This window comes from Parapedobacter sp. 2B3, from assembly GCF_041925275.1.
Classification (GTDB): Bacteria; Bacteroidota; Bacteroidia; order Sphingobacteriales; family Sphingobacteriaceae; genus Parapedobacter; species Parapedobacter pyrenivorans_A.
In genome coordinates this window covers 180,130-194,496 of the sequence record NZ_JBHEUZ010000001.1, presented here as the reverse complement: position 1 = coordinate 194,496, position 14,367 = coordinate 180,130, and the positions used below count along the sequence as shown (strand labels likewise).

At 51.3% G+C, this 14,367-nt stretch carries 12 protein-coding genes; 2 read left to right on the top strand and 10 right to left on the bottom strand.

Annotated features, from left to right (window positions below; translation table 11 throughout):
* Position 1: 1 nt before the first annotated feature.
* The 7 genes from ACEVG1_RS00750 to ACEVG1_RS00720 are packed head-to-tail and all read right to left on the bottom strand — an operon-like array spanning position 2 to position 9,200.
* Positions 2-1,048, bottom strand: coding sequence for a FecCD family ABC transporter permease (locus tag ACEVG1_RS00750; RefSeq protein ID WP_374741613.1), 1,047 nt, complete (start codon positions 1,046-1,048; stop codon positions 2-4).
* Positions 1,049-1,058: 10 nt separating this feature from the next.
* Positions 1,059-2,144, bottom strand: coding sequence for an ABC transporter substrate-binding protein (locus ACEVG1_RS00745; protein ID WP_374741612.1), 1,086 nt, complete (start codon positions 2,142-2,144; stop codon positions 1,059-1,061).
* A gap of 30 nt (positions 2,145-2,174) precedes the next feature.
* Positions 2,175-3,227 carry a PQQ-binding-like beta-propeller repeat protein gene (locus tag ACEVG1_RS00740; RefSeq protein WP_374741611.1) on the bottom strand — a complete coding sequence of 351 codons (1,053 nt, stop codon included), beginning with the start codon at positions 3,225-3,227 and terminating at the stop codon, positions 2,175-2,177.
* Positions 3,228-3,252: 25 nt separating this feature from the next.
* Entirely contained in the window at positions 3,253-4,305 is a 1,053-nt protein-coding gene (locus ACEVG1_RS00735) for a YncE family protein (RefSeq protein ID WP_374741610.1), read from the bottom strand.
* Between the two features lie 30 nt (positions 4,306-4,335).
* Positions 4,336-5,505, bottom strand: coding sequence for an alpha/beta hydrolase (locus ACEVG1_RS00730; protein WP_374741609.1), 1,170 nt, complete (start codon positions 5,503-5,505; stop codon positions 4,336-4,338).
* A 26-nt stretch (positions 5,506-5,531) separates the two neighbouring features.
* A complete protein-coding gene (locus ACEVG1_RS00725; protein WP_374741608.1) occupies positions 5,532-6,824 on the bottom strand; it encodes a hypothetical protein in 1,293 nt (430 codons plus the stop codon).
* A gap of 3 nt (positions 6,825-6,827) precedes the next feature.
* On the bottom strand, positions 6,828-9,200 hold the full coding sequence (locus tag ACEVG1_RS00720; protein ID WP_374741607.1) for a TonB-dependent receptor domain-containing protein: 2,373 nt from the start codon (positions 9,198-9,200) through the stop codon (positions 6,828-6,830).
* A gap of 120 nt (positions 9,201-9,320) precedes the next feature.
* Here ACEVG1_RS00720 and ACEVG1_RS00715 point away from each other — a divergent pair, with 120 nt between their 5' ends.
* Positions 9,321-9,668 (top strand): hypothetical protein, encoded by a 348-nt coding sequence (locus ACEVG1_RS00715; protein ID WP_374741606.1) that lies wholly within the window; start codon positions 9,321-9,323, stop codon positions 9,666-9,668.
* 185 nt (positions 9,669-9,853) lie between these two features.
* Here the strand turns inward: ACEVG1_RS00715 and ACEVG1_RS00710 are convergent, their stop codons facing one another.
* The 3 genes from ACEVG1_RS00710 to ACEVG1_RS00700 are packed head-to-tail and all read right to left on the bottom strand — an operon-like array spanning position 9,854 to position 11,399.
* Complete coding sequence (locus ACEVG1_RS00710; RefSeq protein WP_374741605.1) at positions 9,854-10,081, bottom strand: AtpZ/AtpI family protein; 228 nt, start codon at positions 10,079-10,081, stop codon at positions 9,854-9,856.
* Positions 10,053-10,484 (bottom strand): polymer-forming cytoskeletal protein, encoded by a 432-nt coding sequence (locus tag ACEVG1_RS00705; protein WP_374741604.1) that lies wholly within the window; start codon positions 10,482-10,484, stop codon positions 10,053-10,055. Before ACEVG1_RS00705 ends, ACEVG1_RS00710 begins: the two co-directional genes overlap by 29 nt.
* 30 nt (positions 10,485-10,514) lie before the next feature.
* Positions 10,515-11,399, bottom strand: coding sequence for a M23 family metallopeptidase (locus ACEVG1_RS00700; RefSeq protein WP_374741603.1), 885 nt, complete (start codon positions 11,397-11,399; stop codon positions 10,515-10,517).
* 54 nt (positions 11,400-11,453) lie between these two features.
* Between ACEVG1_RS00700 and ACEVG1_RS00695 the strand changes: the two genes are divergently transcribed.
* On the top strand, positions 11,454-14,354 hold the full coding sequence (locus ACEVG1_RS00695; protein ID WP_374741602.1) for a tetratricopeptide repeat protein: 2,901 nt from the start codon (positions 11,454-11,456) through the stop codon (positions 14,352-14,354).
* The last annotated feature ends 13 nt before the right edge of the window (positions 14,355-14,367 follow it).

Here is a 14,367-nt window from a genome sequence, read left to right as displayed (position 1 = left end):
GCTAACGTCTGTTTTTTTTTAGAATCAAGGCCACGAACACCGGCACCCCAATAAGCGAGGTGACAATGCCGACAGGAACGATGGCTCCTGCTACAAGCAACTTGCTCAGGATGGAGGCTACCGACATGATCAGCGCTCCGGACAATACACTTGCCGGCAACGAAAAACGGTGGTCCTCTCCGACGAGCAGTTTGGCGATATGCGGTCCCACCAAGCCGATAAAACCGATGATGCCAGCAAAGGCTACCGCGCCTGCGGTAAGCAGGCTGATGCGCAGCAATGACAGGAACCGCAGACGCCGCACGTTCACGCCGAAACTGCGGGCACTGTCTTCTCCCAGTCGGAGCGCAGTGAGCTGCCATGCCGAGGCAAATGAAAACGGGGCGATGAGCACAACAAGACCAAAGAGCAACGGTATGTTTTCCCAATTGGCTTTGGATAGCGACCCCAGTGTCCAAAAGACAAATTGCTGCAAAGCCTCTGCACTGGCCATATACTGCATGACCCCGGTGAGCGCGTTGAACATGAAGACCAGGGCGATGCCGAAAAGCACGAGACCCTGCGGGCCGGCACTGCGGACGGTGGATAAGGTTTGCAGCAGCAGCGTGGCACCGAAAGCGAAAATAAATGCATTGACCACGATCATCCAATCGCCCGCTATGCCGGGTAAACTGATGCCAAGCACGATGGCCAAAGCGGCACCAAACGACGAGGCGGCAGAAATACCGAGTGTAAAGGGGCTGGCCATGGCGTTATTCATCACCGTCTGCATTTCGCATCCGGCCAGTGATAACGAAGCCCCCACCAACAGGGCCATGATGGCATAGGGCATACGCACTTCCCATACGATGACGCTTTCAGACAGCTCTACCGTTTCGGGCGAAAACACAGCCTGCAACACACGCCCAAAATCCAGCATGGAAGGCCCTACGGCCATATCAAGCAGAAAGGATACTACGGTAGCACAACCCAACGTACAGAGTAAGCCGATGCGTTTGGTGAACTGCCGCCGGTATCCTTGTTCAATTTCTTCCGTATTCAGAGTCAACTTGCCATCCCTATTTTTTCAACTCCGCAAAGTAAACACCTTTTAATGGTATCGCCAAAAACCGTTCGTTTATTTCCTTGAGCACTCCATGCGGCTGAAGCTTGCCGAATAGCTCGGGATGCGTCCATTTGGCGAGCGCCTCAACAGCGGCGATGTTGAGCGGCGAGTCGTAAAAAAGGTGCCACATGGCATATACTTTTTTTTCTTTGATGGCATTAAGTGGACTTACCACGGGGCGCGCTATCAAATTGGCCAGACTTTCTTGCGTCTGGTAGGTGGATATACCCTGACCGATGACCAACCCGTCTTCGCCGGGCTTGGCGATGCCGGTAGCGACATATATATCGGGTTGTTCGCTAATAACGTACTCCATGTTGAGCGTACCCACTTCGCCCGGAAGGATGGTGCCGATGTTGTTGCCACCGACGAACTCGATATACTCACCTAGGTTGCCCTTACCGGGCGAACCTGGAGGCGCAGTGCCACGGATCATCTCCATGTACACCTTAGGGCGTTTCAGGTTTTGCTGCCTGGCCAGGATGCCCTGGATATGGTTCATGCGGCGGTTGTAGAATGCTACGTACGCGTTGGCCTGGGCTTCGCGGCCCAGCACCTTGCCCAGCAGCTCCATGCTCGGCACGGTATTTTTGAAGGGGTGCAACCGGAAGTCTATGAATACGATGGGGATACCGGCAGCTTCGAGCTGGCGGATGATATCAGCCGATTTTGCATCGGGCCCGTGCGAGCCCGCGCCGAAGATGGCCAGGTCGGGTTTCAGCGAGATGATCTGTTCGGTAGAGACGGTTTCTTTCCCCGAGGTGCCGATGAGCGGGATGTTGTCCAGTGCAGGGAATTGCTTGCGATAGGTTTCGTACAGCAGTCCACCCGACTTAGAAAAGTCGCCCGTCCAGCCCGCGGTAATTGCCACCGGGTCGGGCACAAGCAGGCTTAGGGTGATTAGCTGGCGACCCTCACCGAGGATGACCCGCTTGGCCGGTTGTGGGATGGTCACTTCGCGGCCTACCACGTCGGTTACGGTGATGGGTTGGGCCTGAAGTTGCAAAAAGCAGGCAACCCCCAGAAGGAGGGCTGCCACTTTTCGGATTATTGGGTGTTTTACCATGATTTAAAGCTTAATCAAACTAATGGAGTCTGCGTTGGGCGCCGGTACGGGTTCAGGTGCATTTTCACCCCGCTCGCGTACCGCTTGTTTGTTAGTTACGTAAACATCACCTGTTTTATGGTTGATGGCTACGGTATTAGGCAAAGCGCCGATTTCAAATGTCTTGATCACTTCAAGCGATTTGTCGTCAATCACGTTTACCGTACGTCCATGACGGTTCGCGATGTAGATCTTTCCGCGCTTGGGATCATGGTTTACACCCAATGCACCCTTGCCGGTGGGGATGGCTTTTATGAGCTCGCCCGTTTCGGCATCCAGCACGGTGATGTTTTCGGTCGCTTGATTGGCTACGAATAGGCGATTCCCTTTCGCGTCGTGATGTACGTTGGTAGGCCGTTCGCCATGGGCAGCGAATTTTTTCAGCACCTTGCCCGTTGCACCATCTACCACGACGACTTCATTTTCGCCCATGGCAGTAGCGTAGATGATGTTGTTTTTCTCGTCGACATAGTGCCCGGTAATTGCACGTCCCAGGTCTCCGTAGAACTTCAGGAATTTATTGGTCTTGGCATCGATGACCCATAGACCGCCGCCGCGCACGCTGCTGGCATACACGAGATCGCGGCTTTCATCCACGCGGATTTCGCGGGGTGCACGGCCCTCTGCGTCGGCCTTGATGTGGGTCTGTTTCCCCGTGGCCAAGTCGATGGCTGTAACGATACCGGAGCGGCTGTTGGTGGCATACAGGGTCTGGGTATTCACGCTGATGCCCAATCCCATCGGTGCAGATTCCGGTACAGCGATGCTATCTACGGTCCGGAGAGTCTTAGCATCGATTTTGTAGACCTTGCCCGTGCTGCCTTGCTCTCCGGCACCCGATACGTATACGAAACCGTCTTTCGGATTGTAAACGGGCTGGTACACGTTGGAGTTAATGCCGATTTTTTCAGTTTTTACCAGTTGCTGCGCCGATGCAGTGTTGGCTGAGAGACCGGCGACGCCCATGGCGGCCAGCGCGAAAGCAGTGAATTTTCGGGATGTGTGTTTTGTGTTCATGGCTTTTTTAAGTTAAAAGTCAATATTAGAAAGTAATCAAGCTTACCGTATCGCCATTGGGCAGTGGGGTGGGGGGTGTCTGCCCTTCCCGCACGCGGGTGCCTACCTGCTTGTTGGTTACGTATGCGGCACCCGTCTTCGGATTGACCGCTACGGTATTCGATAGCCCGTTGGTGGGGATTTCTTTGACGATTTCATAGGTGCTCCCATCGATCACGGTGAGCGATTTACCCTGCCTGTTGGCGGTATAGATCCGATTGCGTTTTCCATCGAAGCTGACTCCAATGGGGTTTTCGCCCACCGTAATTTTTTGCAACAGTTCACCCGTCGATGCGTTCAATACAGTGAGTACGCTGTTTTTCGAATCCGTGATAAACAGGCGGTTACCCTTTTGGTCGAGGGCAATGTTGATGGGGCTTTTAGAGCCCGAAGGGAAGGAGGTTACTTTCTCCCGTGTTTTGGTGTTGTACACCAGCACTTCGTTGTCGCCCATGGCAGTAACGTACAGCAACCCTTTCTTGCTATCGATGGCCAAGCCGGTTGCCGTTTTGCCTGCATTTTCAAGGGAGTACAAGTATTGATGCGTTTTCCCGTCGATTACCCAGATGGCGCTGGGGTCACCCACATCGGATACGTAGGCCTTGTTGTTTTTCTCGTCCACAACGATTTCCCGGGTGTGGCTTTTTTCCGCGCCATTGCTGATGGTGGCAAGCAGCTTGCCGGTTTTAAGGTCGATCGCGTGGACCGAGTTGGACCGTGTATTGGAGGTGTATAGGGTACGGGTCTTTTGGTTGATACCCAAGCCGAAGCCGGGTATATCGCCTAGGGCGATACTGTCAACGGCGGCCAATGTCTCCGGATCAAGTTTGTAGATGTAGGGCCCGAGGACGTCCCGTTGGCCGGTAGATGCCACGTATACGGCGCCGTCGCTGTGGTCTACCACGATTTCGTAAAGTCCGCCGCCTACCTTGGCCGAAGTTGACAGGGTTTGGGCATGTGAAAGCCCGATACCAGCGGCAGCAGTTAGTGCCACTACGCTTGCTTTGGAAAGCAGTTGATTGAATTTGGAGTGATGCATATGGATGCTAATTTAAAATGAAACATAGTGTTAATGGACAGCCTGTCGGGTACCTGCTATGAACCACCGGTAAAAAGCGGGGAAAGCCTCGCGCCAATACAGCGCACCGTGCCTTCCTTCCTCGCGGACCGAAAGCTCGATTTCGGGATCGGCAGCGTTCCGAAGCAGGCCGATGGCCCGTTGCACGTCGTCATTCATGTGGACGAACGTACTGTCGAGCTTGAGACGGTTTTCGCTGGTACCGGCGTAGAAGTAGTACCGTTGTGTATGGATGTTTGCTATGTTTGTCAGTATAGTCAGTTCGTTTTCAATATTGCCATGATCCAGCCAGATGGAAGGGGAGAAGACGCCCAGTGTGCCGAAGACTTCGGGGTAAGCCAGCCCTCCATAGAAGGTGATAAGTCCACCCATGGAACTGCCGGCTAGTGCCGTATGGGCCTTATCGGGCAACGTCCGGTAGTGCGCATCGACGTAAGGTTTCAGGGTCTCCGCAATGAAGGCCAGGTATTGCGGACCCTCTACGGAGGGATAGTCTTCGTTGGGCCGGAAATAAAATTCCGGAACGCGGTCTTTGTAATCAGTTTGGTGGTTGATGGCCACGACGATGCATTTTGATGTCGCGGAGTCAACGACCTCATCAACGCCCCATTCGATGGGTCCGATGCGCCCTTGTGACGTTGCTTCATCGAAAAGGTGCTGGCCGTCCTGCATGTAGAGCACCGGGTACCGCTTACCGGACGTTTCGTAATCAGCTGGTAGGTAGATCCAGATCGTGCGGTGCCTGCCGAGCTGTGGTATGTAAAACGCCGAATCGAGCAGGTGCACGTTGGGTGACGCAGTAGATGCTGGAAAATCATCCCGCCAGCCTTCGATATGGCATACAACGGTGGTGTCTCGATCCAGCGTGGCTAGCCGGGGCCCCACCAGCCGGCCATCGGCCGTACATTCGGAGGTTGGCCAGGAGCCACGGGTGAATTTAAATTCGAGCCGGTCGCTCGGCACGTTTTCTAGCAACACGCTGATGCCGTAGGTGCCATCGGGCTGCTTTTGCAGGATCATGGTCTCTTCTGCGGGGTTCCAGCGGTTGAAGTTGCCGGTGATGTAGATGGGATCACCGGCATGAAATTCCGGTATGGCTGTCACCCGAACAGTAAGCGTATGCTGCGCGAGACCAATACAAGGTACGCATAGTGCCAGCATGATGTATCGTAGCGACCGAAAAGCCATTAATTCAGCTGTAGTTTGTAAAATCCGGATAAGGCACCACCTTCATTCACCTTAAACAATTCGGTCGCTGTGTTTGAGGAGGCGTTGTATTCGTAGTACCCATTGGCATCACCGTTATTCGAAGCACCTCGTAATAGAATTTTTCCATCGACCTCAGTCACAGCCATAGCTGCCCCAGGGTTGATACCTACTGGGATTCCAGTGATTTCGGTGAAATTTTTAGACGCCACATCAACGGCGTAAAATTTCCAGATATCAGCAGAATTGATATTCCCTGATGGACCACCAACTAGCGGTACCGTGTTAAGCGTTACAATCAGCTTGCTATCCTTGGCAAAAACACCAACGAATTTTCCGTCGTCGGTAGAACGGAAATCCGAAAAGTTCAGTGTCCAAGTGTTGTCAATATCTGTCTGGTTAGCTTTGATTCTTACAATTTTTGATTTTGTACCCAGCCCTTGGGGTTGTTTGCCCTGTGTAACGATATATAAGTCTCCATTGGTATCAAAGTCATACATCTGGTTATCGTTGATGTAAGTGATGCTGCCCGCATCTTCGATTTTGATGGTTTTTTCATAATTGCCGGTGGCCACGTCGATTACCGCTATATAAATGTCCGGGAAAAAGTCGTCAAAAAAGCCGGCTTGTGTCGTCGCTAGCTTTCCATAGGTAATGTTGGCAAAAAGTTTACCGCCTTTTACGGCTAAAAACTTTTGACCTATTGCCCTGAAGTTTATTTCTGCTTCGGCTTCCCCCCGCTCATTAACTACGCTTGCAAAATCCAAAGACCCTGTATTTTCCATGGTTGATGGATTGAATTTCTGAATCTTCAACGGTTCAGCGGCATCCCAATAGAAGCCAGCGGTTTCACTTGTGATCACAAAATTGCCGGTACCGAATCGTTTTGCCGCCTCGGTCGGATTTTTAGAGGATATGAACTTACCCGAAGTCACCGTTCCATCCTTCGCGATTTCGATTTTTTCTATCCCTTGGGTAGCATCCGAACTACGCGACATTTTGAATATCCAGTTTTCGTACGTTCTCCAACCTGCCATACCGCGATTGCCGGTAAGGCTTTTGCCACCGACTACATTTGAAATGGTTCCACTGGGCAATTCGTCAAACGCGCTGATATAACCACCGCCGTTTTGCTGGCTACGGTCGGCTACCGTCATCAGCACATATTTTGAGGTTCCCTCCCCGTCAGGGTTGGGGTCTTTGTCTTTCGTACAGGCGCCTAAAAAAACACTTGTTGCGAAAAGGACCAATAAGGTGTGTTTTTTATTTTTCATGTTTTAACCTTTTATGGATTTGATGTAATAATTTACTTTTATGTGGAAGCTTCTCCCCGGACGCTGTACTTTGTAGTAATCGTACAATTTAGCGTCAGCAAGGTTTTTGATTTCGGCACCAAAACTCACATTGTTGACCGGTAGGAGATAATTGACCCCAACACTGATGAGGCTTTGATCAGGGACCAAATCTTTAATTGGAACGGCCGATTTCCCGAAAATGCCAAGAAAACCCTGCGGTTCTTTATCACGGGGAATGTAATTTAGATAAAACTCTCGAATGAAGTTAAAGTTGACGTACGGTTTTAATAGGTCATGGTTAGTAAATACATTGGAATAATGACCTGTTAATCCTACGTTAGCAAAAAAGTAAGGGGTATTGCGCAAACGCGTTCCTTCGATCCATTTATATAAGGTCGATCCAACATCAACCATGCGGTTATCCTGCCATGTCGTATTCGCGTTGATGGTTAAAAATTTGGTTGGCCGGTAGGTCATATCGATGTCGAAGCCATAGCCCGCTATGCTATCAAGGTTTTGGTATTGGGAAAACGGCGACTGGATAGGGACAAGTAAGATCATTCCCTTTGTCTTTCGGTAGTATGTGCCAACCTCCACCATATAGCTTTCGGATGCGTAGCGATAACCTAAATTGACATTGAAACTGCGTTCAGGCTGTAGGTTAAAATTTGGTGCGCGAGTGTCATTGTTTCCAAAAAGTTCATCGCCATTAGGTAGCCTATTGGTTAATTCCGCGGATGCGCGTAAGATGCTATGTTCGTTAATCTCATACTTGATCGCATTGCCGACCCCCCAATTATGGTCTGTAGCGGTGGTAAATTTGCTGAGGTCGGTATCATTTGACAAAAAGGCGTTGATTCCCGTGGATGTAAAGTTAAAATGCTTAACCGATAACTGATTGGTCAATTTGTCAGCGAGCCATTTAGACTCCCAAGTTATACCGGCAATATTTTTTTTGTAAACAGCTCGCCTGCTAAGTATGTCAATGTCTGTTCCGGCAAACCGGAAACCATAAGGATCGCTTCCTATTCGCTGGTTATAATTAATGACTAGATTGGCTTCTATGGTGTTCGTGTTATCAACTTGATAAGCAATGTTAGTCCGTGAGACAACGTTGCTCAAATCAATGTCAGATAGCGAAGGATTCGGGCTTTCACCGATATCATCGGTGGTTCTTGGTGTAAATTCACCATACCAATCATATGTCCCCCGGACAGTATCGGTACGGTTTCTTGTGACCATGCTGTAGGATACGAACTGGTCAAACGAAAGTTTGTTTTCCAGTATGGCTTTTCGATAACGTACAGAAGGTACAATCCCGCGATTACGTAAGGTGATTGCGCCATAAGGATTAGTCATTAAGGCTGGATGCTGCGACGCTCTTAGCATCCCATAGCCAGCTATGGATACTTTGAGTTCATCGGCCCAAGTCCTGTTTTTTAACCCAAAATAGCCTTCACCAAAGTGATGTTTGTAACCGTTATGGAAGAGTCTGACCGTTTCAGGAATGAGATTTGCGTTTTCGTCAACGACCTCTACATCCGCTTTATAGTCGTTATCAGCATAGTTATAGAAGGCATCAATGCCTAAAAATATCCGGTTTTCCTTATCGGTATGGTAAAAAGAAAGGTTACCGATGTGCGTATTGAAGGAAGCGATTTCGTAGGAGGCATTGAACTGTGTGCCTGTGTGCTTCGGGGTTACCAGATTTACTGCGCCTCCCAGGGCATCTCCACCTAATGATACCGGAATAACCCCCTTGTAGATTTCTATCCGTTCGAGCAGATTCAATGGCACATTATTAATCCCATACCCACCGCCGAGGTACTCCAAAGGTATCCCATCCCTGAAGTACTGTACCGAATTTCCTTGGAACCCATTGACCGAAACATCCACCGCATTGCCCAACCCCCCGCTCTGCCTGATGCGGATCCCCGGAGCCCGGTTCATCAGCTCGGCCAGCGTGGTGGGCTGCTCGGCCACGGCGCGTGTGTCCACCACCACCGCCCGTATGGCTTGTTCACGGATCTGTTGAGTTTCGGTTTTGCCAATTACCGTAGCCCCTTCGAGTATGGTTGCTTGTGCGGATAGCCGGATGGTGAGCTCGGTTTTTCGACCATCAAATCGGATGGTTTCGATATACTCGGCATACCCCACATGGGTTACTCGCAACGTGTAGCTTCCGGAAGGAAGGTTCGCGAAGGCAAATCGCCCTGCGTGGTCGGTGATTTGCGGCGATACCGCGCCGCCAATGGTTACCGATGTGCCGACAAGCACATTTCCCTGTTCATCGGTTACCATACCGGTCAATGTGCCCGGCTGTCCGTGCACATATACGGCCATTAATATAGCCAATGCAGTGACCAAGACCTTTTTTCTTGAAATAACCAATCGAACCAATTGCCTCACAACGACCGCTTAAAAACGCCGCTAATTTAGATTTATTATAAACTATAAACAAGTCTATTGCGTCAAATGCGTGTAACATTGCTGTATAACGGCTTTTTAATTTCAGGATACCGCTCGGAGGCAATCACTTTTGGTTCGGAGGTGACGGTTTCCACGTCGCAAGTTCTCGCTTCCCTGCGGGAAGCAACGGTTTCCACATCGCAAACGATCGCTTCTGGTCTGGACGCGACGGTTTTTGAGTCGGAAGCAACGGGTTCCGTGTCGCAGGTGATTGCTTTCGGTCTGGACGCGACGGCTTTTGAGTCGGAAGCAACGGTTTCCACGTCGCAAGCGATCACTTCCGGTCGGGACGCGACGGCTTTAGAGTCGGAAGCAACGGCTTCCGTTCCGAAAGTGATTGCTTCCTGTCTGTAAGTAATGGCTTTTGATTCGGAAGCAACGGTTTCCATGTCGCAAAAGATTGCTTCCGGTCGGAAAGTAACGGCTTTTGGGTCGGAAGCAACGGTTTCCATGTCGCAAAAGATTGCTCCCTGTCGGGAAGTAACGGCTTCCGAGGTGCAAGTAAGCCTATTTCGGCCCAATTAAACCGGTTACGAAGCCTACTTTCTATCGCGGGTCACCGCCCGTATCACCGTATACATACTGATGCAAACGCCGGCCAATGCGAAAAGGGCCGTCCAAATCGGCGTTTCGGCTTCGCGGGATTTGTCGATGCGGTATCCGATGTAAGTGAATACGCCGATGATGCCGAGCATTTGGAAGCCCACTCCGCTGAAGTAAGCATATTTGCCCAAAGAATTATTCGCTAATCGCTTGCGGTTCTTCATACGAAATCAATTTCACCTCGGGCAGGTGTTCGGGCAATGCCAGACTCCGGCTGGTGGTACACCGGCCATTGATGGACGCTCCATCTTCAACGATGAACCGCATGGCTTCGATATCGCCCTGGATCAACGCGGATTGGTTGAGTTGGAGGATTTCCTTGGCAACCACATGGCCTTGCACCGTACCGGAAATCTCACCCGAATAGCAATGGACGTTGCCGGTGATGTCGCCACCGTTGCCGACGACCAATTTGGCCGTGCATGAGACATTGCCTGTGATGCGGCCGTCGATACGCAGGTCGCCCGTCGTGGTGATATCGCCGGTAATTTCTGTTCCACTGGCAATGAGGTTAAAGCTGCTGCTCCGTGCTTCTGGTAGTTTTTCGGTTTTTTTGTTTGTAAACATGTCAATGATGTTCAGGTAAATAGATGTTTTTCAAAAAGCGATGTAGTCAGTAGGGTTCACTGGATTGCCGTTGTACCATAACTCGAAATGAAGGTGCGGACCGGTTGTTAACGATCCTGTATTCCCCGCAAATGCAATGACCTCCCCACCACGTACAAAGCTACCAACTTTTTTGATAATCGAGGCACAATGTTTATACAGCGATAGCAAATTATTGCCATGCTGCACGATGGCCACATAACCTGTTTCGGGCGTATAGGATGCAAAGACCACGTGGCCGCTCAATGTACTGCGTACCGGCTCGTTTTGTTTCACCGCAATGTCTACGGCGTAATGCTGGTCGCGCGTACTGAAGTTAGAGCTGATGATCCCTTTTATCGGGCTATAGAACGTATAAGACGAGATGCCAGTGCGCGATGCGCCCGGGTTTTCCGGAAGGTCATAGGGTGCGCCTGACTCCACCAGTTCGCGCAAGGCCAGTTCGTCTTCGGAGAGGCCAACCGGAGGTGTCTCGGTCGTCGGGGCGACGGCTACGTCGGTTACCGCGTGTTCTTCACCGGTTGCGGCCGTGGTCTCTCCGGCCTCGCCGCTTATCACCTGTTTGATGTTGTTGAGGTATTGCTCTTGTGCACGGGTTACTTGCTCCATGGAGTCGATACGTGCGTAGGTCTCCAACAGGGCGCTACGCTCGTATCCGCTTAGTGTGTCGCCGATTACATATTCGCGCAATGGCGTAGACCGGATGAGGACGACCGTAAACACCACGAGCACCAAGATGGCAGAAATAGTGCCGGTAATCCAGTACCATAATTTGCCCCTGAAGGCTGCTTTTTCCTCAAATGTATCCTCGTGGAGCACCACCACCTTATAGCGTGCATTGAGTATTTTCGAAAGCTTGTTTTTTTGCTTAGCCACCGGAGCTCCTTTCTAAAAGGGTGTACGACAAAATGGAAGAAAGTATAAAAATAAATGATATTTTTGCATGTGCATTCCCAGCAAAGATATTCATTTTTACGGCACTTGTCGGCCATTTCATTCCGGCGCATTGCCGCAGTCATGTTGGTATGCGGTGTGGTGATCGGCTGTGCGGCTCATAGGGAGAAGGATGGCGAGGTCAAATACGACATGATGGAGAATCTGACAGCCCGGTTCAATATCGTCTACCATGGCCGCAAGATCATTTCGGATGTTACGCGTCAAAATTTTGAGGCGCACCGCGATAACTATCAGCAGTTGTTGCCTGTGTTGATCGAACCAACCGAAACCACTTCTTCATCAGCTGCCCAGCTGATGGACTCGGTCATTGGCAAGGCGCTGGATATCATCAATCGGAAAGAGAAGAGCAAGTACATCAACGAAGCTTATCTCCTTACCGGAAAAGCAAACTACTTAAAAGGGAACTATTATAATGCGGTAGAGTTCTTTACGTATGTTGCCAACACATTTGCCGATATGCCGGAATACCGGCAGGCGGCATTGGTATGGAAAGCACGGGCCCACATGCAGCTGGGCAACCTTACGGAAGCTGGATTGGTGTTGGATACCGTTTTCGCCGGCCTTGAATCCGAAAAGAAATCGGTGGGGGCCGCATTTGCCACGCAAGCCAAGTATTACCTGCTTGTTCACGACGAAGCATCGGCGGTTACGATGCTTGAGCAGGCCCTGGAGCATACCGGGCATAAACCCACCAAGCTGCGTTGGCATTTTCTTTTGGGCCAACTATTACAGCAGGAAGGAAAAGCGGAAGAAGCCTATGGCCATTATACAAAGGTGGTGCGTAGTAACGCACCCTACGAAATGTCATTCCATGCGGGGCTGAACCGTGTGTTTTTGGCCACGGCCGAAAACGCCACCGGCGAACAGCGTGTACGGATGTTGCGGCGGATGCTGCGCGATGGTAAAAACAAGGAGTTCAAGGACCAGGTCTATTTCCAGATAGCAAAGATTTTTTATGCCGACGGCTACCTGCCCGAGGCATTGGCAAACTACGAACTGGCCTTACGACAGGAAAGTACGAATCGGTACCAGACCACGTTGACCTACTTGGAATTGGCTAACCATTATTTCCATGCGGCCGACTACCCAACTGCCAAGCTATACTACGACAGTGTAGGGATGGTGTTGCCTGCCGATTTCCCCCAGGCGGGGGAGGTACAACGGAAAATTGCCAATTTGGATGAGTTGATCGTACAGTTGCGTGTTGTGGCGCACCAGGATAGCTTACAGTACCTTGCCGGGCTCGATGAATCCGGACGCCGGGCGGAGATCGATAGCCTTATTGTTCGCCGATGGGCACGCTACCAAGCTGAAAAACGGGAGACAACGGAAAAGAAGACCTCGAAGTCGGCACGGGTTTCTCCATTCGACGATATGTTGGCGGCGACCCCAACCTATACGGACAATCGGTTTTACTTCAATAACCCCGACGCGATGGGGATGGGGCAGGCAGAGTTCAGGCGGCGGTGGGGCAACCGCCAATTGCGGGACAACTGGCGGTTCAGTGATATGGCAGGGAGTGGGGGTACAGCGGAGGCTGTTACAACGGTCGGTGCCCAACCGGGGGATGCACCGATGGAAGAGGCTGTAGCGGTGGATAGCTCGGCATGGGCTACGGAACTGCAGCAAGCTTACTTGGACGAATTGCCCGATACGGAAGAGAAAATGGCGTCGTCGCATGCACTCATACGGGAGGCGTTGATGCGGATCGGGGATAGCTACCGCGACGAATTGCTCGATAAGCAGGCGGCCATACATACGTACGAAGAACTATTGACCCGCTATCCGGCTACCGCGGATGCTCCGTTGTTGTACTACAACCTTTACCGGCTATATACCGATATCGATGCTGCCGAAGCTGCCCGTTATCGCGAAAAACTGCTTACCGAGTTTGCCGATTCGCGCTATAGCCAAATTATCCGCGATCCGATGTATCTCGCTAAATTGGAACAGCAGCAGCGGGTATTAGACCGGGCGTACGAATCGGTCTATACGCATTACACCGAACAGCAATATCCGGAAGTGATAGCGGAGGTTACGCGCATCCTTGCGGACGGAGCGGGGCGCCAACAGACGCTGAGCCAGCTGGCGTACCTGCGGGCATTGGCGTGGGGCAGGACATCGTCACTCGATACGTTCGAGCGTGCGCTGAAGCTATTGGTGGCGGATTTTCCCGCCGATAGCCTGATTACGCCTTTGGCCACCCAGCACCTGGCGTTTATTGATGTGCACCGGGATACGCTGGCTACCCGGCAATATGCGTTGCAGGCGATACACGAAGAACGGGAACGGTTTGTTGACGAACCGACCATGACGTTGTGGCCGCAGCTGGTGATGACGCGCGGCCCCGAGCCGCCAAGACCACGGCGGGAGCTTACCGTTACCACGGCCGGACGTACTGGGCTGGCAGGGCAGCGGGGGTTGGGCAACGTGTCGGAAGTGGCACAGCAGCAACTGGCCCAAGTGGCGGAAATGGGTGAATTGGGCTCCAATGTATACCGCGATTTGGAGCTGCTGCCCGATTCGGCGACCTATTATTTCGTTATCAATGTGATGAATGCACGGGTCAACCTGGCCCCTTCGCGTTTCGGTATCGGACAGTTCAATCGTACACGCTATGCCGGGCAGGCCATCTCCCACCAATTGAAGGTGGTGAATAATGAAAACCAACTGGTTTTCATCGGTCCGTTCAACAGCTATGACGATGCCAAACGGTATGAAACACGGATTTTGCCGTTAATGCCCGATATCATGAAAATACCGGGCGATATTTATAATACCTTTGTGATCACAGCGACCAATTTTGGCACGTTATCTGATTTTGATAAGGCAGATGATTACCATGCCGTATATCAAGAACAATTGGATAGGTAGGCGCGCAGTGCGT